Origin of the sequence: Vibrio sp. Of7-15 (assembly GCF_022347565.1) — a bacterium.
Classification (GTDB): domain Bacteria; phylum Pseudomonadota; class Gammaproteobacteria; order Enterobacterales; family Vibrionaceae; genus NORP241.
Genome location: NZ_JAKRGH010000006.1, coordinates 87,637 through 107,306 on the forward strand (window position 1 = coordinate 87,637; position 19,670 = coordinate 107,306).

The following is a 19,670-nucleotide window of genomic DNA, read 5'->3' on the forward strand; positions in this document are numbered from 1 at the left end:
CATGCTTTACCTGTTTGTTTTAGGCTTTGGCTTAGCCATTCTCTTATTACCATTGCTTAAAAAGAAAAAGCACACTGATTATCTGGAAGAGTATAATAAAACGGTATTTGTTGATTCGATGACTTCTGATCAACAAGCGGTAAATATGCAGTCCTTATCAGATCGCACTTTTTTACAAGACCTATCTCAGCGCTGGAGTAATTTACAATATCAAATCGGTAAGTTAGCCGTTGTAAAAGTATCGTTCTTTACTCTCGTTCTATTAGTGGTTGGCTTTGAAATAAATCAAAGCTTTATTCGTGGTTCACTTCCTTTGGTTTTATTTCTGACCGTTATCTTTGGTTATATCATGGGCTATTTGTGGTTACAAAAACGTGAACGAACCATGTTTGAAGAGTCCTTCCCTGATGCGTTAAATATGTTAACTAGTGCGGTTTCTGCTGGTGAAAGTATTATGCATGCCATCATGTTTGTGGGTAAATCATTAGATGGTGAGGTCGGAAAAGAGTTTAAAGTCATGGGGGATCGCCTTCAGTTAGGGGAGTCTCCTGATAGTGTTTTTCGTAAGTCGTGCCGTCGTTTTCCTTATCCTTCCTTTCAGTTTTTTGTCATTACGTTACGTGCCAATATGAGTCGTGGTGGTCAGTTAAAAGATGTGATGACCAGATTAAATCGATTGATGTTTGAAGCGCGAGCCATAGAAAAAAAGAAATACGCACTAACATCAGAGGCTCGTACGTCGGCAAAAATTGTAGGGGCTATACCGTTTTTCTTCTTGTTCATGCTTCAATATTTAAGCCCAGAAAACTATGAATTTGTGATGTTTAACCCTGCGGGGCGCCCGATTCTTTATTACGTTTTGATCAGTGAAGCCATAGGCATCACCATTATCTGGTTGCTGATGAAGAGTGTTCGATAATGTTAAGTGATCTCCTTCCTCAGAGTGTCAAGCTGTGGTTGCTTGATCCTAGAACGCAATTGTTTGGGATGCTGCTGCTATTCACTGCGGGCTTAATATTATTATTGGTCCAGTTTTTTAATGCCTTAAAAAGAAAGAAGCAGCTAAAAGATTACGATATCTCGGTAGAAAGCTATCAACAAGATACAACGCCTTGGTTATCTCAACTCTCTCTTTATTTCAGTAAGCTTTTCTCTAGTAACGAAGATGAAATTCAAGATAAATTTACAGCCGCAGGCTTTTATGACTCTAAGCTGGCACCATTATACATGCCTATAAAGTATGGGGTGTTGCTGGCAGGTGGGGTTGCTATTTATTTGTTAAGCGCTGAGCTTGAATGGCAGCAAATGAGCTTAATTGTTATCGGAGCCAGCTGGTTGGTTCTGGTTATTATTGTGCCCGATTCCTATTTAGCTGCACGTTCGAAAAATTTACAAAATAAGATCTCAGGGCAATTGCCTTATTTACTTGATTTAATGGCTGTTTGTGTTCAGACCGGTATGACTGTGGAAGCTGCGATGACGTATTTAGGCAAAGAAATGGCAGGCTTCGATAAAGACTTAAGTTATATGCTCAATAAAACCAATGACAGAGCAAAGCTCGTAGGGCTAGAAAAAGCATTGGAAGAGTTATATACGAGGGTTCCTTCTAATGAAATGCGAAGCTTTGTAATGACCTTAACACAGAGCTTGCAATATGGTACTTCGATTTATCAGGTTTTAACTACATTAGCGTCTGATATCCGTGACGTTCAAATGCTTCAATTGGAAGAAAAAATTGGTAAATTAGCTGCAAAAATGTCCATTCCTCTTATCGTCTTTATTATGGTACCTATTGTAATTTTGATTGCGGCCCCTGGTGTAATGAGGATGATGTCTGGTGTCTAAATTTTTAATGGGTTTTATTGTGTTGCTTCTTTTGTCTGGTTGTGTTGATTCTTCTAGTAAAAGCAGCAGTGCTTTTCAGGGAGATCGTGACTCAACGGAAAGTTTGTTGCTAAAAACAAAAAACTACTCACGTCTAATCGAAATGTATAAATCTGATCTCAAGGAAGAAGACACGAAAGACACTCGAGTTAAATTAGCAAAAACATATTTAGCAATGGAAGATGCGGAGTCTGCGCTTTTCTATTTATCGACGATCTTACTTGATAAAGAGCGGGACGCCGAAATATTTTATTTACAGGCTCAAATTCAATACGACTTTCAGCAAAATGACAAGGCAATGAAGTCAGTACAGACTGCGTTAAGTATTGCTCCCGATTACCCTGATGCACATAACTTAATGGGTATTTTATATGCTGACAGTGATCAATTTGAGCTAGCGCGTATTGCCTTTAATCAAGCCCGTTTGGGTTTAGCTGATGATGTGAAAGTGAAAAATAACATCGCGGTACTTGATATTATCGAAAAAGATTACCGTGCAGCAATTTCGCGTTTATTACCCTTATACCTTAATGGCCAAGCGGATGATCAAGTAAAAGCAAATCTTTTAATTGCTATGTCAAAGATGGGCAATTATGACTACGTAAAATCTATATTGTCTAAAGACTATGAGGATGAAGAGATCATTCAATTGTTCCATTCTCTTAATACGTTAGGTAACCCAGCTGATTTTGCATTGCCATCAGAAGAAGAGAGTAAAATTTTTCAGCAAAATGAGTCTAATTTAGAATCTAAGAAAAGTAATGGTCCGGAACAACGTGGTGTAGAGCAGAGTTCTGAGGGGACTCAAGAACCGATTCCTTCGGTGGCTAAGGAGTTAGCTGATGAGAATGAATAACAGTCGGAAGCTTTCTTTCCTTTCTCGTAAAAAGAAGGGACAAAAAGGCGTTGTAGCCATTGAATTTGCTATAGGCTTTATGGGATTTTGGTTGATGTGTATGGCATGGGTCGAAATGAGTTACATGTCATATGTTTCCGCTATTGGTGATTTAGCTATTGCTGAGGCCTCTCGTGAAGCTAAGAAAGACAATGATACCTATTTAGAATCTTTTCAAGCCGTGCTTAATCGAGATGACAGTATTTGGAGTAATATCGTTGATTCCAACAACTTTGTCACCACGGTTCAATATGTCAAAGACGTCGATGATTTGGTGAAAGTGGTTGATGGTTGTGAGCCGAGCCAGAACCAAACATCGGCTGAATGTGGTTCCGCAGATAAGAGTTCGATTGCTATTTATCGCATTAGTTATGATTTTGATTCAATGTTTACCTATTTTATGGATCAAACCACTGTGTTTACTCGTGAAGTAATAGTGATACAAGAATATGAACGTTCGCAGTTTGAAATCTAAGTTACCTTGCTCACAACGCGGCACTTTTAGTGTTGAATTTGCCATCGTTGGCATTTTTTTCGCTCTGCTATTGGTTTTTAGTGGCGACATCATTATAAAAATGTCTATTAAAGGGAAGCTGGACCGTTTGGCTTTCTCAATGGTGAGCATTTTGAAAGAGCGAACAGAGCTTTATGATGATGATTATAAAATCACGAGTGCCGAAGTTGATGCCATTTTTGATATTACCCGGAACTCATTAGCAAGAACATTAGGCTCTTATGAAGCAAGTCGGTTGGGCATGTTAGTTGAAGAACAAACTTTTAGAGATATTAACTCTCCAAATGCGGCGGTGAGATTCAGTCGTGGGCAGCAAACTTGCCAAGTAAGCCAATTTTTAAGTCAATTAACAGATCTTTCCGTGGTGACTTCTTGGGGGAGACAAGCCTCTTTATATAGAGTGACACTGTGTTATGAAACGGATAATTGGGTTGGTGAACTGTTAGGTGAGCAGTTCACAACAGTGTCCACCAACGCCATCATGATAGGCCGTTAAAATATGAAGCTAATAAAGTCCATGTCAAAACAGTCTGGCCATGCTGCTCTTTTATTTGCCATGATGATACCGGCCTTTTTCGGTATTTTCACATTGGCTTCGGATGGTGCTAGAGCCCTTCAATCAAAAGCCCGTTTAGATGATGCATTAGAAGTGGCCACACTCGCTGTGGCTGCTCATAACGATGATAATAAAGACAATGGCTCAGGGCAGGGGAGTGCTGTCAACGTAAAAATTGCGACTGACTATATTAGCCAATATATGGTGGACATGGATCAAGTCTCGAACTTGAAAGTGGTTAAGCTGTCGTGCGATCAAATTCCTGAGTGTGCTGCTGGGGTGATCAAAGGGGAGTCCCGTTTTTTTGAATACAGTGTAACCGCGACTACTCGCCATACATCTTGGTTTCCGGGTAATGATGCCATTGTTGGCTTTGGTGATAATTTTAATGTGGCAGGTGCTGCAACAGCACGAAAGTACCAAAGTGAAGCCGTTGATGTTGTTTTTGTCGCTGATTTTTCTGGCTCAATGTGGGAAAGCTGGAGAGGGGGGCGAAATAAAAAGTATAAAGATCTTACTGATATTATTAGCAAAGTAACCGATGAGCTAAAAAAATATAATGATTTAGAAAACTCATCAGATAATACCGCAGCCTTTACTGGCTTTGATAAGAAAACATATCAATTAAAAAATGGTAGTTCACACAAGAAGTGCTCTACAGACCAGTTAGTTTATACGAATAATAAAGTGAACTATATAAGGACAGTTGAGCAGATATTTTCAGATAAGCATTGTAGTGGTTCTTATGATTACGTTGATTTCTATGATATTGATGTAACAACAGATTTTAGTCGTTTTAACCAAAAAGTTAGGGGTTTTTCGCCTAACGGTAGCACTGCTTCGTATCAAGGAATCATGCGAGGAGCACAATTGGCTATGCATGGTTCTAATCCTAGGCGCTTGATCATTGTGTTATCAGATGGTGGCGATAGTAGTAAGAATACGGCGCAAGGCTTGGTAAATGCAGGGATGTGCACAAAAATTGTCAACACCTTAAATCAGCAAAAAACGCCTGATGGGGCATCAGTATCGGGAAAAATCTCTGTGGTTGGTTTTGATTATAACGTTAACAGTAACAGAGCTTTAATGGAGTGTGCTGGTGCTGAAAATGTGTTTAAAGCTCAAAACAGAGACGATATTTTAAATAAAATCCTTGAGCTAATAACCGAAGAAATAGGTCACTTGAAGTAATGAAGAAGATACCTGCAATATTGTCAACACTAGTGTTTTTCTTTTTGGGAGCCTCATTTTCAGCCATATCTGCTGAAGTAGATAAAAAGGTTATTATTTTCATTAATAGTGATGATGTTCAGCAGCAAGAGCAAGTGAATGAATTAAATACTCTGTTAATGACGAAAAATAACGTTAAGCAGAAAATATTTGTGATTGATACTGCTATTGAAGGGAAGCCTTTTCTTGGTGAAGTTAACTATCTTCATGATAGTTATGGGTATTACACTAATTTTTTCTTACCTCAGATTATTCCAGAGGTAATTGAAGTTATCGATGATTTTCCTATGGATAGGTATCACCTTGATCGTCACGGCTTTGACAAAGTATCTCAACTAGTTACCGGAAAGTAGGAGACATAATGAGCCATAAATCACGCATTGCAGTCACTATTGCAAGTGTCTTACTTGCCCCTTCTCTATGGGCGAAATCTTTTGATAATAATGCGTTAAGCTATTACTGTGGTAACGATGATGTTGAATTTGAGCAAAATGTAACAGTAGGTAGGGGCACAAAAGTTATTCTAAATGAAGGTGCTTTTTACCAAATTGAGCAAGAAAGTGATTACGAACCGACGCTCTCTTTCATTAATAAGCAAATTACGAATGTAGGGGTTAATGAAGAGTGTGCTGAGTTTTTATTAACTCAAGGGCTGTTACATACTATGAATAATAGTGACGTACTAGCGAGGCTCTACTTTGATTTTGATCGTTCCTCATTAACGGATAAGTCTAAGTATATTTTAGATAGCTTAGTAGAGGTTATTCAGCACAGCAGTCGTACTTTGACTCTGGAAGGGCATACAGATAGCCGTGGGGCAGAGAGCTATAACTTTTCTCTAGGCTTGAAGCGTTCCAAAGCTGTTGAGCAGTACCTCATTGAGCATGGTGTAGACCCTAAAACAATGAAAGTTACTTCAAAAGGGGAGGCTCAGCCAATCAGTAGTAATGATACAGCTGGGGGGCGCCATGAGAATCGTAGAGTGGATGTTAAGTAATATTGATTGATAAAATATGAATGAAAAAGCTGAACTTCGGTTTGGCTTTTTTATAACTGCTGATTATATAGGTGACAGTTATATATTTTATCGTTAATACACTAAGGCTAAATCATAGATAAAGGGTATATACTTCGGTTTTTCCGATGTTTACTGTCTAAAGAAGCGATTATTCCTTTCTGGTCCTTGTCGCTACACTCAATATATCTTATTAAATCAGTACATTTTATTGATAGTTAGAAAGGGTTTATTCATGAGTGATGCAATTCGTCATTTTTTCAAATTAGAGTCTGCTGGCGGTATCTTACTCGTTATTGCAGCTGCAATCGCTATGATGGTAGCAAACTCACCTCTTCAGCCGTTGTATGATACATTTTTACATTCTTATGTTGGTGGGATGTCTGTAGCCCACTGGATTAATGATGGCTTCATGGCTGTATTCTTTTTACTAATTGGTTTGGAAGTGAAGCGAGAGTTACTTGAAGGTGCTCTAAAATCAAAAGAAACGGCTATCTTCCCTGCTATTGCTGCCGTTGGTGGAATGTTAGCGCCTGCACTGGTCTACATGGCATTTAATTTTGGTGATCCTGTAGCGGTTCAAGGCTGGGCTATTCCTGCGGCAACTGATATTGCTTTTGCTCTGGGTATCATGGCTTTATTGGGTAACCGTGTTCCGGTTAGCCTGAAGGTATTTTTATTAGCGTTAGCAATTATTGATGATTTAGGTGTTGTTGTAATTATTGCGTTCTTCTATAGCAGTGATTTATCTGCTACAGCACTTGCCATTGCATTTGCTGCAACAGCTGCACTCTTCATTATGAATAATAAGAATGTGACTAAGATTACTTGGTACTTAGTTGTCGGTGCGGTCTTGTGGGTAAGTGTTCTTAAATCTGGTGTTCACGCAACGTTAGCTGGTGTGGTTATTGGTTTTGCTATCCCTCTAAAAGGTAAAAAAGGCGAGCATTCACCATTAAAGCACATGGAGCATGCATTACATCCTTGGGTAGCTTTCGTAATCTTGCCAATCTTTGCTTTTGCAAATGCAGGTATTTCTTTAGAAGGAATTTCACTAAGTCATTTAACGTCTATGTTACCAATGGGTGTTGCTTTAGGTCTATTTGTTGGTAAGCCATTAGGTATCTTTACATTCAGTTGGTTAGCGGTTAAATCTGGTGTAGCGAAGCTACCGGAAGGAATTGACTTTAGACATATCTTTGCAGTATCAGTTCTGTGTGGTATCGGGTTTACAATGTCTATCTTTATCTCTTCATTAGCATTCGTAGGTGTTGGTGCTGAGTATGATACATACGCTCGATTAGGTATTTTGATGGGCTCAACAGTATCGGCACTGGTAGGTTACTTCTTATTGAGTATCTCTTTACCAAAAGCTAAGGATGTGAAAACAAATACAGCATTAAATAACTAATTAATCCTAAGAGAATTGAAGGGCTCTGAATAATGTTCAGGGCCCTTTTTTATGTTTGTTAACTGAGGGGGAATGATAATAGTTGTTTACTACAATTTTCTTGAATGTTTCAAGAAAGGTCGTAAGTCAGCTTTAGGAGTAAGCTAATTTCTGGAAGTTGATGCTTTTGAGCGTTTCTTAAAAGTGATTTGATGATACCGCCTAGGTACAGAGCAAAAAAGACCAATAGTAAGAACTACTGGCCTTTGAATAAAATGTTAACGTTTAGTACGAGATACTAGTCTCAGGTATTAAGTATTGTTTTGCGGGTACTGTGTATAGCGAACACCGAGCATTTGTTCCATGCAGTGAACAACCTGGCAGCTATATCCAAATTCATTATCATACCAAATGTAAAGAACGCAGCGCTTGTCTTCGGCAATGGTCGCCTGGCTATCAACGACACCAGCAAAACGAGTTCCAACTAAATCACTGGAAACAAGCTCGGTGGATTCAGTGTAATCAATTTGACCTGAAAGTGGCGAATAAAGAGCTGTATCTTGTAGGTAGCTATTTAATGATTCACGATCAACACTGTCATTTAGGTTTAAATTGGCGATGGCCATCGAGACATTTGGTGTTGGAACACGTATGGCATTGCCTGTTAGCTTTCCTTCCAATTCAGGCAGTGCTTTTGATACTGCTTTTGCTGCGCCAGTTTCAGTGATCACCATGTTCAGTGCCGCAGAGCGACCGCGGCGATCACCGCTGTGGTAGTTATCGATTAGGTTTTGATCATTAGTAAAAGAATGGACTGTTTCTATATGACCAGAGCTGATGCCAAACTTGTCGTTAATGGCTTTGAGTACAGGAGTTATGGCATTGGTAGTACAGCTTGCCGCTGAGATGATGGTATCTGAGTCTTGGATGACATTATCGTTTACTCCGAAGACCACATTTTTAATGTCTCCTTTACCAGGTGCAGTGAGAAGCACTTTTTCTGTACCATTTGCTGCAAGGTGCTGACTTAGGCCATCGCTATCACGCCAAATACCTGTGTTATCAACCACGAGAGCCTTATGAATGCCATATTGCGTATAGTCAATATCGGAAGGGTTATTAGCATAGATAACTTGAATATAGTTACCATTAGCGATAATAGCTTTACGCTCCTCATCAACAGTAATGCTGCCGTTAAACGGTCCATGAATAGAATCACGTCGTAGTAAGCTTGCACGTTTCTCTAAGTCGCCATCACGTCCACCACGAACAACAATGCCGCGTAAACGAAGTGGGTAGCCCGGGCCACTTTTTTCTATAAGTAGACGTGCAAGTAAGCGGCCAATACGACCAAAACCATAAAGAACTACGTCTCTTGGCTCTACCGTTTCTTTACTTTGTAATACGTCATGCAGTGCTGTTTCAACATAATCTTCGAGACCTGCATCGTCATTATGATCTTTCCAGTAGCCCCATGCTAATTGGCCGATATCTAAACGACATGGCGACAGTGATTTTTGTGCTAGTACTTCAAGCATGGTAAAAGTTTGGCTTGGAGATAGATTTTGGCCGATATGGCGACGTGCAACACGGTGAGCTTTAATGATATCGATGGTCGATGCATTGACGAGCTGTCGACCGAACAGTGAGACTTCAACTCCATGTTGACGGTATAGAGTACCAAGGATTGGAGACATAGCTTCTGCACAGGTTTGACTGGTTTGCCAATCAAGAAGGTATTGTTCTGGACTCATTTTCAATAGAACCTTTAGTTTCACGTTTATGGGTATTAGCCCGAATTGGGGGAGGAATCAGTCTCATTCCGGAGTGAAGAGCTGAGTATTATTGTTATGGGCGTGGATTGTAGAGGGTGAATAATTTTTCAACGAGTAAAAATAACTCGATGTATTTATGCTTTTCTGAAAGTAAGTTTCTAAAATGATGGTCTTAAAAGAGCAAACGTTTGCATTTGCTTGTAGCTTACTTTCATCTTAATTTTTGATGCGAAGGTTTGTTGCTTATTTATGCCGCTTGATTTGAAGAAAACAGAGTGAAACAGGGGAACTTTGACTCAAATTTATACAAATTGTTGTTTTTAGGAATCTAACAAAATTTCAATAGACTAAAGATGAAAAGTTGTCATTAAAGAGAGATAAAAGTGTGCATTTTTTCTATCTAGATCACTATTCTTCTTTTATTTTTCAATGGAAGAAACTTTCTTTACTGCTAACTTTAGTGCTTTTTTTGGGATGGCGAGTTTTATTAAGGTGAGACGAATAATGCTATCGCTAAGCTTACGGGTAGTGTGGTTTGTGTTATTGAGGCTTTAGAGAGAGCATTTAATGAATTGAGTATACGATTGGTTGCGAATTTGTTAAATATTGTTGTGTGTTTCTTTTGACTAGCAAGGGTCCGTATTATGATCCTTCGAGGAAAGTGCAGTTATAAAAATATTTTGGGGAAGATCTTTTGTCGTGCGGTGACACAACAGTTATTGAACTAGGTAACCACATAATGATCAAAGCTGTTACTAGAAACAACTGTCATATTGTCGGGTAAAGTTTGTTTTTACTGGTAAAGGCACTTGCTTGAACAAATCTTTGGGCGAAGCACTGCTAAAATCGTTTCTGATCAACATGGAAAGGGAGACTTGTATCAGTGGGTTAGAAGAACGGGGAATCTCTTGAGGTGCTGATTCATTTCTTAAATTTCGTTAAATGTACTTATTATCAGTCGTATACATCCAATTTTTCAAAAAAAAGCCCAAAACAACTGAGTTTGGGCATACATGGAATAAAAGGAGTTAATAAAAAAGCAGAGTGTAGTTGACAGGAAGAAACATGTTTGGCGGCCAGCAAAACGATTTAATGCGCTCTCAATCTACCTAATATCAGACTAACCGTTTTCTGGTTGGTTCAATCTATTTGTCTTTAATTTTTCATGCTGTTTTTATGAGTATAAAAAAACCCGTTATCTATTTAGACAACGGGTATTCTTGAATTCTATCAAGAAAAAGCAGTGGCATTTTATGAGACTGCTTTTTTTTATATTGGTTCCAACTTTTATAAATTATTTCGTGAAATTCTACTTTGTTCATATGTATTTCATACGTGCGTTTGAAATGTGACTTTACTCACTTGTTAAAGATGATAACAAGATGTAAAGTTTAAACATCTGTTTAATACGAGTGACTAAATATGGCGAGCAAGGGCGAAACTAAATCAAAAATATTGGATGCTGCCGAGCAACTATTTGCTGAATATGGATTTAATGACACATCGCTTCGTACTATTACTGGTAAAGCAGGGGTGAATTTAGCGTCGGTGAATTACCATTATGGCGATAAAAAAACATTAGTTCGCGCGGTGCTCTCTCGCTACCTTGAAGAATTTATGCCTAGGCTGAAAGGCGAGCTAGAACAATTGCTAACTCAGCCTTCTTTCACCATGGAAGATGTCTTTGCATGTATGAAAAGACCATTGCTAGAGCTGAATGAATTTCGCCCCCATGGCGCGACAATTTTCATGCAGTTGATTGGGCGTGGCTATACCGATGTTCAAGGTCATTTGCGTTGGTTTATAACCACTCGTTATGACGAGGTGCTCTCCGATTTTACCACCGCAGTATGTCGTGCGAACCCTGATTTAGATGTCGAAACGTTATTTTGGCGTTTGCACTTTACTCTTGGCACATGTGTTTTCACCATGGCTTCAAGTGTGGCGTTAAAAGACATTGCTGAAAGTGATTTTGGCAAGAATGTTAATACAGAATCTTTAATTAATTACTTAGTACCTTATCTGGCAGCTGGCGTCGCTGCACCAACAGAAACAACGTTATCTCTAGTAACAGGCACCAATAACTGATTTTTATAAAACAGTACCCTCTAATTAAAATAATAGAAATAAAAGGACCTGAAAAATGAGCTCTCTAGGAAATCTACGTAAACGATATATCAGCGATCCAGCTTTTAAGATGTTTAAAAAAGTGCTGCCACCGCTTTCTGCGACAGAACGTGAAGCAATGGAAGCCGGTAGTGTTTGGTGGGACGGTGAATTATTTGCTGGTAAGCCCGATTGGAATACATTACACCAATACCCAAAGCCAAAACTATCTGAAGAAGAACAGCACTTCGTAGATAATGAGTTAGAAACGCTCCTTGATATGTTGAATGATTATCAGATTGTTCAGCAAGATAGAGATCTCCCTCCGCAAGTTTGGCAGTATTTAAGAAAGGAGCGTTTCTTCTCTCTGATCATATCGAAAAAATATGGCGGTCGTGAATTTTCCGCTTTAGCGAACTCAACCATTGTGACGAAAATTGCCACTCGCAGTATCAGCGCCGCGGTTTGTGTCATGGTTCCAAACTCGTTGGGTCCAGGTGAGTTACTGAGTCACTACGGTACTGAAGAGCAGAAGAACTATTGGCTTCCTCGTTTAGCAGATGGCACTGATGTTCCGTGTTTTGCTTTAACAGGCCCAGAGGCGGGATCTGATGCTGGTGGTATCCCTGATATTGGCGAAGTATGTTATGGCGAATATCAAGGCAAAGAAGTGCTAGGCATTCGATTATCGTGGAATAAGCGTTATATCACGTTAGCCCCTGTTGCTACCGTACTTGGCCTTGCGTTTAAGCTTCATGATCCAAATGGTTTAATTGGTGATAAAAAAGATATCGGCATTACCTGTGCGTTGATCCCATCTGATCACCCGGGTGTTGAAATTGGTGATCGCCATGACCCAATGAACTTAGCTTTCATGAATGGTCCAACCCGTGGTAATGATGTCTTTATTCCTATGGATTGGATTATTGGCGGACAAGAGTATGCTGGTCGTGGATGGCGTATGTTGGTTGAATGTCTGTCAGCTGGTCGCGGTATTTCATTGCCCGCATTAGGTACATCAATCGGTCATTTAACGGCTCGTACGACTGGGGCATATTCTTATGTTCGTAAGCAGTTTGGTATGTCTATTGGTCGTTTTGAAGGGGTAGGTCAAGCACTGGGTCGTATCGGTGGTTACACTTATATGTTGGAAGCAGCGCGTACACTAACAACGACGTCTCTGGATCTAAAAGAAAAGCCAGGCATTGTTACGGCAATTGCTAAATACCACATGACGGAAATGGGTCGAACCATTTTGAATGACTCGATGGACATTCATGCAGGCCGAGCGATTCAGATGGGGCCAATGAACTACTTAGGTCACATGTATTTTGGTGTACCTGTAGCGATCACCGTAGAAGGTGCGAATATCTTGACACGAAACCTGATGATATTCGGTCAAGGTGCGACACGCTGTCACCCATATGTGTTTGATGAAATGGAGTCAGCTGCAAACCCAGATCAAGAGCAGGGTGCAAAAGACTTCGATAAGTTACTCTTCAAACATATTGGCTTTGCGACAAAGAACGTCTTTAAATCACTGTCAAATTCAGTAACAGGTGCTCGTTTTAACAGCTCACCATACAGTGGTGCAACAAAAGATTATTATCGCCAGCTGTCTCGTGTGAGTCGTGCTTTAGCGGTTACTGCTGATTTTGCGATGCTGAGCTTAGGTGGTGAGCTGAAACGTCGTGAAATGGTCTCGGCGCGATTAGGTGATGTGTTAAGTTATTTGTATCTGGCTTCTGCAGTGTTGAAGCGTTACGAAGACGAAGGTCGTCAGCAAACCGATCTGCCTTTGGTTCACTATGGTGTTCAGCATTGTCTGCATCAAGCTGGTGTCGCCTTTAATGAAGCTTTCAACAACTTCCCGCGTAAAGGCATGGGGGCTTTATTACGAGCAATTAATTTCCCATTTGGTATTTCATACAAAGCACCAAGTGATGAGTTAAGCACACAAATTGCGGATTTGATCATGACTCCAGGCGCTCACCGCGATCGTTTAACGTCATTATGCTACGTCGGTGAAAAAGAAAATGATCCTGTTGCGATTATGGAGCGTGCCTTTATCGCAATGTATAACGTACGTGGTCTTGAGCAGAAAATGGTTATCGCAGCCAAAGAAGGGAAGATCCCACGTAAAGGTTTGTTGTCTGAGCGTTTAGAGTTAGCTCATCAGCAAAATGTGCTTACACAAGCAGAAGTTGAGCAAATTCAAGAAGCGGATAAACTGCGCCAGATTGCCATTCAGGTTGATGATTTTAAACCTGAATACTTTCAATCAGGGCACGTGCAACAACATCAAGCCGCTTAAAGCTTCTCTTTCTATTTAGCTAAGTTGTAATTACAAAATACGCTGCTTTTATTTTAAGCAGCGTATTTTTTATGGGTAAACCGGAGAGCAGTCTTTGTATGAAAAAACGTCATAACACCTCCAACCACTCTGATTTTTAGCCGAATTATTCATAAACTAGGTGCGAAATAGACGATAACCTTTTATCCTAACCGCAATTTATGAAGGGAAGTTGAAGATGATCATCAAACCTAAGATTCGCGGATTTATCTGCACCACAACCCATCCTGTTGGTTGTGAAGAAAACGTAAAAGAGCAAATTGCTTACACTAAAGCTCAAGGTCCTATCGCTAATGCACCAAAACGTGTTCTTGTTGTTGGTTCATCAAGCGGCTATGGCTTATCTTCTCGTATCGCTGCTGCATTTGGTGGTGGTGCATCAACCATTGGTGTCTTTTTTGAAAAAGCAGGTACAGAAAGAAAGCCTGGTACCGCTGGTTGGTATAACTCTGCCGCTTTTGACAAATTAGCGAAAGAAGAAGGCCTGTATTCAAAAAGCTTAAATGGCGATGCGTTTTCTAACGAAGCCAAGCAAAAAACAATTGATTTGATCAAAGAAGATCTAGGTCAAATCGATATGGTTGTTTACTCACTGGCTTCTCCAGTACGTAAAATGCCAGAAACAGGTGAGGTGATTCGTTCCTCGTTAAAGCCTATTGGTGATACGTATACCTCAACAGCAGTTGATACCAATAAAGATGTGATCATTGAAGCCAGTGTTGAGCCAGCAACAGAGCAGGAGATCAAAGATACTGTTACTGTAATGGGCGGTGAAGACTGGGAACTTTGGATTAATGCATTATCTGAAGCGGGTGTATTGGCGGATGGTTGTAAAACCGTTGCTTACAGCTACATTGGTACTGAGCTAACTTGGCCAATTTACTGGGACGGTGCACTTGGTAAAGCGAAAATGGATCTAGATCGTGCAGCTACAGCATTGAATGAGAAGCTATCAGCTCACGGTGGTACAGCGAATGTTGCTGTGCTTAAGAGTGTGGTTACTCAAGCGAGCTCTGCGATTCCAGTAATGCCTCTTTATATCGCAATGGTATTTAAGAAAATGCGTGAAGAAGGTGTACACGAAGGTTGTATGGAGCAAATTCACCGCATGTTCAGCCAACGTCTTTATAAAGAAGATGGTTCTGCTGCAGAAGTGGATGAGAAAAACCGCCTACGTTTGGATGATTGGGAACTACGTGACGACATTCAAGAGCATTGTCGTAACCTTTGGCCTCAAATCACGTCTGAAAACTTAAAAGAGTTAACAGACTATGTTGAGTATAAAGAAGAGTTCTTGAAGCTGTTTGGTTTTGGTATTGAGTCTGTAGATTACGACGCAGATATCAACCCTGCGATTGAATTTGATGTTGCTGATATCTAATCGGTAATTATATTCAGTTTAAAAGCGCGCTACTGTTAGCGCGCTTTTTTGTATCTGAAAATCAGTGGGTGATAGGCAGAGTAATGATAAAAGACGCACCTTGTAATGAAGAGTCTGTTACGTGAATATTACCACGGTAGCTAGTTACTATTTCATGGCACACTGCAAGGCCAATCCCTGTGCCTGGGTGGCGTTGATCTGCTCGTACACCACGGTTAAAGATCGCATCGCGTAGCTTAGGAGTGACGCCTGGGCCATCGTCTTCAATTCGAAGAATATAGTGTTTATCTGTTGTTTCGAAAGACACTTTTACCGTTTCAATACTAAAGCGAGCGGCATTTTCCAGTAAATTACCTAATAATTCCATCAAGTCATCTTTATGAATAGGGACGGTTTGCTGGTGATCAAATTCTTGAATAAAGCGGATGTCTTTATCACTGTATACTTTACTCATCATACGAGACAGAGTATCGACAATCGGTTTTAATGGTGTCTTGTCATGACTTAATCCCTGTTGGCCCATCATCGCTCGTTTTAATTGATACTGAACCAGTTCATCCATTTGACTTATCTGTTCAACAATACGGAAATTAAGCTCTGGCCGAGTTAAATCAGGATCATCCAAAATAGCATTGGTTGCTGCTAAGCGAGTTTTTAAACTGTGGGCAAGATCGTCCATCGCATGACGGTATCGCTGTTTCTTGTCGCTTGACTGGTGGATTAATAAGTTGAGTGCTTCCGTTGTCTCTACCAGTTCGGTAGGGTAGCCATTACCGAGTTGTTCTCTTTTTGATTCACTGATCTCATTTAACTCTAGGGCTAAACGTCGTAGAGGCTGAAAGCTCCAGTGGAAAGCAGCTAGTAATAGACCAATCGCAACCAGTACAAATAAGCCTAAGTAGATAACGGTGCGGTGATGAAGGGAATTCAGCGATGAAATATAATCATCTGCACTGCGCAGCACCGTGACTTGAAGAGCGTTTGGGGAGCTTTGAGAAGGTTCTGCTAAGTTATAGGCGATATAGCTTTTTCCATCTGGAGAGGTAACCAGAGTTGGGATCGGGATATGTGCTGGCATAAACTGGCAAATGTCTCTTACACCAGCATCAATGGCTTTATCAGAGCGCCATGCGGTTGCATCATTGCGATCACACACGACAGAAAGGTAATCTGTGTTTGAACTGTCGATGGTGTTTATCCATGAATTGAGATCGTTAACGACTCCCGCTTCTTTTAATTGTGCGACCACCATAGGGATCTGGGCAACCAATTCTGATGAATAGTTGGTCATATAGCTCTGGGTATACAGCTTATTTATCATGGCTGCTAAAGCTGTAGTAACAACCACTATAATTGCGACAGATGTGGCAATGACTCGGCGACGTAAGCGAGGTTTCACCATCTTCTTTCCTTAATCTAACTGGCTTGAAGCTCGAAAATATACCCTTGGCCACGAATGGTTGAGATAGGGTTTTCTTGGCCTGCTTTGGTCAGTTTTTTTCGTAAGCGACTGATCATCACTTCGATGGTGTTTGGATCCCCTTCTTGATCTTCGTATAACACATCAAGCAAACGTTGTTTTGAAACGACTTGCTTGCTATGACGCATTAAATATTCTAAAAGATCGTACTCAAACGCCGTGAGATCCAAATTGTTACCGTTGACACTTACCTGTTTGGCGAGTAAATCGGTTTTAATTGCGCCTGCGGTCATCTCAGGTTTTATAAAGCCTGCACTACGGCGAACTAAGGCATTTAACCGCGCCACAACTTCTTCTGTTTGAAAAGGCTTCACAATATAGTCATCGGCACCAGCATCTAGCCCTGTTACTTTATCTTGCCAGCCTGCACGGGCTGTTAAAATGAGTATTGGAAGTCGTAGCCCTTTAGCCCTGATGTCTTTAATTAAACTGACACCGTCTCGATCTGGTAACCCTAAATCAATAATAGCGACATCATTTGGGTAATCTTGGGCGAAGAATAATCCTTCTTCAGCTGTAGAGGCACATAAAACATGATGATCAAGCTCACTAAGCTGAGATTTTAGGTGATGACTTAAAATAGGGTCATCTTCAACAATTAAAATTTGCATATAAAGTCCGTTGTGCGATGAAAGTTAATTCTAGTTCTTATTTATCAGAAGCATAGCGACAAAATAAGGGGGAAGACAGTGGCTATTATAGACTTTGTGACTGAATAGACTCTGACTGATTTAAAAGGAATCATAAATCAGTCAGAGTGATGTTTAGATGTGCTAGGTTAGGATAATTAATATGGTGCCAGCGACAGTAAGCAGTATATTGGCGATGGCATACGTACCAGCATAGCCCAATGCTGGAATGGTACTGCGCGCATATTCATTCACAATGTCCATGGCAGGAGCACAAGTTCGCGCGCCAATAATGGCACCAAAGAGAAGGGCGCGGTTCATTTTTAGAATGTGAGCACCAAATAAATAGGCCAACACAACAGGAACGACACTGATAACAAAACTGGCGGCAATGATTTTAAAGCCCACTTGGGATAAATAACTGAGCATGTCTCCGCCAGCGCTAAGGCCGATACCCACCATGAACACCATTAAGCCTAAGTCTTTTGCCATGTTGAGCGCCCCTTGTGGTACATAACCAAAAGTAGGGTGATTAGCTCTTAAAAAGCCAAGAGTGATGCCCGCAATTAATAGACCAACCGCATTACCTAGGCCGAAAGTAACCTGACCAAATGTCATGGTAATTAAACCAAACAAAATACCTAAGATGAAGAAACTACAGAAGGCGAGTAAATCAGCCATTTGGCTATGAATAGAGATGAAACCAATTCGTTCCGCTAGACCATGTACACGGCTTTTTTCGCCACTGACTTGCAGAACATCTCCTTTTGCCAACACAATATTGTGATCCATTGGCATTTCAATTTGGGCTCGAACCACACGATTTAAAAAACACCCATATTCAGACAGATTTAGATCGGAGAGTTTTTTACCTGCGATACTGTCACTTTTTACTACGATTTCTTCTTCAATAATCCGTAAATCAAGTAAGTTGCGATCAAATACTTCTTTACCATTTCTAAAGCTAGGTTCTAAACGAGCATGGCTGTCTGGGTAGCCTACAAGAGCAATTTCATCGCCATCTTGTAAAATCGCATCTCCATCTGGATTAGCTAAAATACCATTACGGCGAATACGTTCAATGTAGCACCCTGTTTGGCGGTAAATGCCTAATTCACGAAGGTTTTTTCCGTCCATCCAGTCAATGAGCTCTTGGCCAACGCGGTAAGCTCGAATAATAGGTAAATATACTTTTCGTTGTGCAGCATTACCAATGCCACGCTCTTGAGCGATTTGCAGCGCTGAGTCTTCAAGGTTTTGTTTTTGCAGTTTAGGGAGCAGTTTGGCAAACAAAATCATGCTGGTCAGGCCGACCAAATAGGCGATGGCATAACCGACACTTAAGTTATTGATGACTTGCGCATAAGTCATGTTGCGAGGCACAGTAGCTAGGCCCGAGTTTAATGCGTCTTGTGCGCCTACTAATACAGGCGTAGCGGTTAACGCGCCTGCCATCATACCGGTAGATAAACCAAAGTCTAAACCGAAGTGGTGGGTGGCGATTAAGGTTAAACAAATAGCGGAGATAAGAACAATTAAAGCGAGTAGAAGGTAGTGTTTACCATCTCGAAAGAAGATACCGAAAAAGTTAGGTCCCGCTTCAATGCCAACACAGAAGATAAAGAGCATAAAGCCGATATTGAGAGCTTCTGTATCAAAGGTAAAACCTAGGTTTCCCATAAATAAGGCTGAGATAAGCACGCCGATAGAGCTACCTACTTGTAAGCCTGCAATTTTGATTTTTCCAACGCTTAGGCCAACAGCCAAAACAACGAAGAGCAGTAGAATATTATTTTCAGAAAGAAGGGCGACAACGTCGATGTTCACTTATTTTTGTCCGGGTAGAGTGACTGGCTAAAAGAGGTTTTAGTCTAACTGATATGAATCTGATGTATAGCGGAAATTGCAGGAAAAGAGAACAAAAAATTGATGCTGTGAAAGGATGAATTTCAGGCAATAAAAAGGCCAGATGACTGGCCTTAATTTAATCGTTGAATCGATTAGCTAAATAGCTCTAAGTTTTCTTTTGCGTAAGCTTCAAACTCAGTACAGCCACCCACATGCTCTTGATCAATGAAGATTTGTGGTACGGTTTCAACGGGCTTGCCTACTGTTTTTTCTAGGTCTGCTTTGCTGATGCCTTCTGCATGAATATCTACGTATCGGTAGTTAAAGTCATCACGTTTTTCTTTTAATGTTTCAGCAAGATCTTTAGCACGAACACAGAAAGGGCAACCAGGGCGACCAAAAATAACAACGAACATAATAACAACTCCTCAGTGATTTGAGCTAACTATGCCTGAGCTTCGTTGATTAATAAAGTCGGTTTTAGCTTTTAATCTGATAGGTATTACCTATCAAGCTGTAATCATGGTGAAAAATAGGTAATTCATTGTGGGTTTATTTATTAATTCAGTGTGATAACTACCGATCTTTCTCTCTTTTATTTGTTAAGTTTTAGG

General features: G+C 40.4%; 17 protein-coding genes. 12 read left to right on the forward strand and 5 right to left on the reverse strand.

What is annotated here, in order from left to right:
* The first annotated feature begins 1 nt into the window (after position 1).
* From MHO82_RS09185 to nhaA, 9 genes are all read left to right on the forward strand, one after another.
* Entirely contained in the window at positions 2-919 is a 918-nt protein-coding gene (locus MHO82_RS09185; protein ID WP_239183609.1) for a type II secretion system F family protein, read from the forward strand.
* Positions 919-1,845: a type II secretion system F family protein gene (locus MHO82_RS09190; RefSeq protein ID WP_239183610.1), complete on the forward strand. Its 927-nt coding sequence runs from the start codon at positions 919-921 to the stop codon at positions 1,843-1,845. Before MHO82_RS09185 ends, MHO82_RS09190 begins: the two co-directional genes overlap by 1 nt.
* Complete coding sequence (locus tag MHO82_RS09195) at positions 1,838-2,740, forward strand: hypothetical protein (protein WP_239183611.1); 903 nt, start codon at positions 1,838-1,840, stop codon at positions 2,738-2,740. The genes MHO82_RS09190 and MHO82_RS09195 overlap by 8 nt, the downstream gene beginning before the upstream one ends.
* Positions 2,727-3,254, forward strand: coding sequence for a TadE family protein (locus MHO82_RS09200; RefSeq protein ID WP_239183612.1), 528 nt, complete (start codon positions 2,727-2,729; stop codon positions 3,252-3,254). The genes MHO82_RS09195 and MHO82_RS09200 overlap by 14 nt, the downstream gene beginning before the upstream one ends.
* Entirely contained in the window at positions 3,229-3,789 is a 561-nt protein-coding gene (gene tadF, locus MHO82_RS09205; RefSeq protein WP_239183613.1) for a tight adherence pilus pseudopilin TadF, read from the forward strand. The genes MHO82_RS09200 and tadF overlap by 26 nt, the downstream gene beginning before the upstream one ends.
* A gap of 3 nt (positions 3,790-3,792) precedes the next feature.
* Positions 3,793-5,040 carry a TadG gene (locus MHO82_RS09210; RefSeq protein ID WP_239183614.1) on the forward strand — a complete coding sequence of 416 codons (1,248 nt, stop codon included), beginning with the start codon at positions 3,793-3,795 and terminating at the stop codon, positions 5,038-5,040.
* Positions 5,040-5,432 carry a hypothetical protein gene (locus MHO82_RS09215; RefSeq protein ID WP_239183615.1) on the forward strand — a complete coding sequence of 131 codons (393 nt, stop codon included), beginning with the start codon at positions 5,040-5,042 and terminating at the stop codon, positions 5,430-5,432. Before MHO82_RS09210 ends, MHO82_RS09215 begins: the two co-directional genes overlap by 1 nt.
* Positions 5,433-5,440: 8 nt before the next feature.
* Positions 5,441-6,076 carry an OmpA family protein gene (locus tag MHO82_RS09220; RefSeq protein WP_239183616.1) on the forward strand — a complete coding sequence of 212 codons (636 nt, stop codon included), beginning with the start codon at positions 5,441-5,443 and terminating at the stop codon, positions 6,074-6,076.
* A gap of 253 nt (positions 6,077-6,329) precedes the next feature.
* Positions 6,330-7,505 (forward strand): Na+/H+ antiporter NhaA, encoded by a 1,176-nt coding sequence (nhaA, locus tag MHO82_RS09225; protein WP_239183617.1) that lies wholly within the window; start codon positions 6,330-6,332, stop codon positions 7,503-7,505.
* Between the two features lie 290 nt (positions 7,506-7,795).
* On the opposite strand, the gene MHO82_RS09230 is transcribed toward nhaA, so the two are convergent.
* Positions 7,796-9,238 (reverse strand): glyceraldehyde-3-phosphate dehydrogenase, encoded by a 1,443-nt coding sequence (locus MHO82_RS09230; RefSeq protein WP_239183618.1) that lies wholly within the window; start codon positions 9,236-9,238, stop codon positions 7,796-7,798.
* Between the two features lie 1,443 nt (positions 9,239-10,681).
* Between MHO82_RS09230 and MHO82_RS09235 the strand changes: the two genes are divergently transcribed.
* From MHO82_RS09235 to fabV, 3 genes are all read left to right on the forward strand, one after another.
* Complete coding sequence (locus tag MHO82_RS09235) at positions 10,682-11,347, forward strand: TetR/AcrR family transcriptional regulator (RefSeq protein WP_239183619.1); 666 nt, start codon at positions 10,682-10,684, stop codon at positions 11,345-11,347.
* A gap of 55 nt (positions 11,348-11,402) precedes the next feature.
* Positions 11,403-13,679 (forward strand): acyl-CoA dehydrogenase, encoded by a 2,277-nt coding sequence (locus tag MHO82_RS09240; protein WP_239183620.1) that lies wholly within the window; start codon positions 11,403-11,405, stop codon positions 13,677-13,679.
* Between the two features lie 217 nt (positions 13,680-13,896).
* Positions 13,897-15,099: an enoyl-ACP reductase FabV gene (gene fabV, locus MHO82_RS09245; RefSeq protein ID WP_239183621.1), complete on the forward strand. Its 1,203-nt coding sequence runs from the start codon at positions 13,897-13,899 to the stop codon at positions 15,097-15,099.
* Between the two features lie 61 nt (positions 15,100-15,160).
* Here fabV and MHO82_RS09250 read toward each other — a convergent pair whose 3' ends face one another.
* The 4 genes from MHO82_RS09250 to MHO82_RS09265 all read right to left on the reverse strand — a co-directional run bounded on the left by MHO82_RS09250 (position 15,161) and on the right by MHO82_RS09265 (position 19,472).
* Positions 15,161-16,501: an ATP-binding protein gene (locus tag MHO82_RS09250; protein WP_239183622.1), complete on the reverse strand. Its 1,341-nt coding sequence runs from the start codon at positions 16,499-16,501 to the stop codon at positions 15,161-15,163.
* Between the two features lie 14 nt (positions 16,502-16,515).
* The gene (locus tag MHO82_RS09255) at positions 16,516-17,190 is read right to left on the reverse strand and encodes a response regulator (protein ID WP_239183623.1); all 675 of its coding nucleotides are present in this window, start codon (positions 17,188-17,190) and stop codon (positions 16,516-16,518) included.
* Between the two features lie 162 nt (positions 17,191-17,352).
* Positions 17,353-19,035, reverse strand: a complete 1,683-nt coding sequence (locus tag MHO82_RS09260; protein WP_239183624.1) for an aspartate:alanine antiporter — start codon at positions 19,033-19,035, stop codon at positions 17,353-17,355.
* Positions 19,036-19,208: 173 nt separating this feature from the next.
* The gene (locus MHO82_RS09265; RefSeq protein WP_239183625.1) at positions 19,209-19,472 is read right to left on the reverse strand and encodes a GrxA family glutaredoxin; all 264 of its coding nucleotides are present in this window, start codon (positions 19,470-19,472) and stop codon (positions 19,209-19,211) included.
* Positions 19,473-19,670: the final 198 nt, after the last annotated feature.

Bases quoted from the DNA above. Each gene is read 5' to 3' on its own strand.
- MHO82_RS09185 (WP_239183609.1), top strand. From the start codon at position 2: ATGCTTTACCTGTTTGTTTTAGGCTTTGGCTTAGCCATTCTCTTATTA.
- MHO82_RS09190 (WP_239183610.1), top strand. From the start codon at position 919: ATGTTAAGTGATCTCCTTCCTCAGAGTGTCAAGCTGTGGTTGCTTGAT.
- MHO82_RS09200 (WP_239183612.1), top strand. From the start codon at position 2,727: ATGAGAATGAATAACAGTCGGAAGCTTTCTTTCCTTTCTCGTAAAAAG.
- tadF (WP_239183613.1), top strand. From the start codon at position 3,229: ATGAACGTTCGCAGTTTGAAATCTAAGTTACCTTGCTCACAACGCGGC.
- MHO82_RS09210 (WP_239183614.1), top strand. From the start codon at position 3,793: ATGAAGCTAATAAAGTCCATGTCAAAACAGTCTGGCCATGCTGCTCTT.
- MHO82_RS09215 (WP_239183615.1), top strand. From the start codon at position 5,040: ATGAAGAAGATACCTGCAATATTGTCAACACTAGTGTTTTTCTTTTTG.
- MHO82_RS09220 (WP_239183616.1), top strand. From the start codon at position 5,441: ATGAGCCATAAATCACGCATTGCAGTCACTATTGCAAGTGTCTTACTT.
- nhaA (WP_239183617.1), top strand. From the start codon at position 6,330: ATGAGTGATGCAATTCGTCATTTTTTCAAATTAGAGTCTGCTGGCGGT.
- MHO82_RS09230 (WP_239183618.1), bottom strand. From the start codon at position 9,238: ATGAGTCCAGAACAATACCTTCTTGATTGGCAAACCAGTCAAACCTGT.
- MHO82_RS09235 (WP_239183619.1), top strand. From the start codon at position 10,682: ATGGCGAGCAAGGGCGAAACTAAATCAAAAATATTGGATGCTGCCGAG.
- MHO82_RS09240 (WP_239183620.1), top strand. From the start codon at position 11,403: ATGAGCTCTCTAGGAAATCTACGTAAACGATATATCAGCGATCCAGCT.
- fabV (WP_239183621.1), top strand. From the start codon at position 13,897: ATGATCATCAAACCTAAGATTCGCGGATTTATCTGCACCACAACCCAT.
- MHO82_RS09250 (WP_239183622.1), bottom strand. From the start codon at position 16,501: ATGGTGAAACCTCGCTTACGTCGCCGAGTCATTGCCACATCTGTCGCA.
- MHO82_RS09255 (WP_239183623.1), bottom strand. From the start codon at position 17,190: ATGCAAATTTTAATTGTTGAAGATGACCCTATTTTAAGTCATCACCTA.
- MHO82_RS09265 (WP_239183625.1), bottom strand. From the start codon at position 19,472: ATGTTCGTTGTTATTTTTGGTCGCCCTGGTTGCCCTTTCTGTGTTCGT.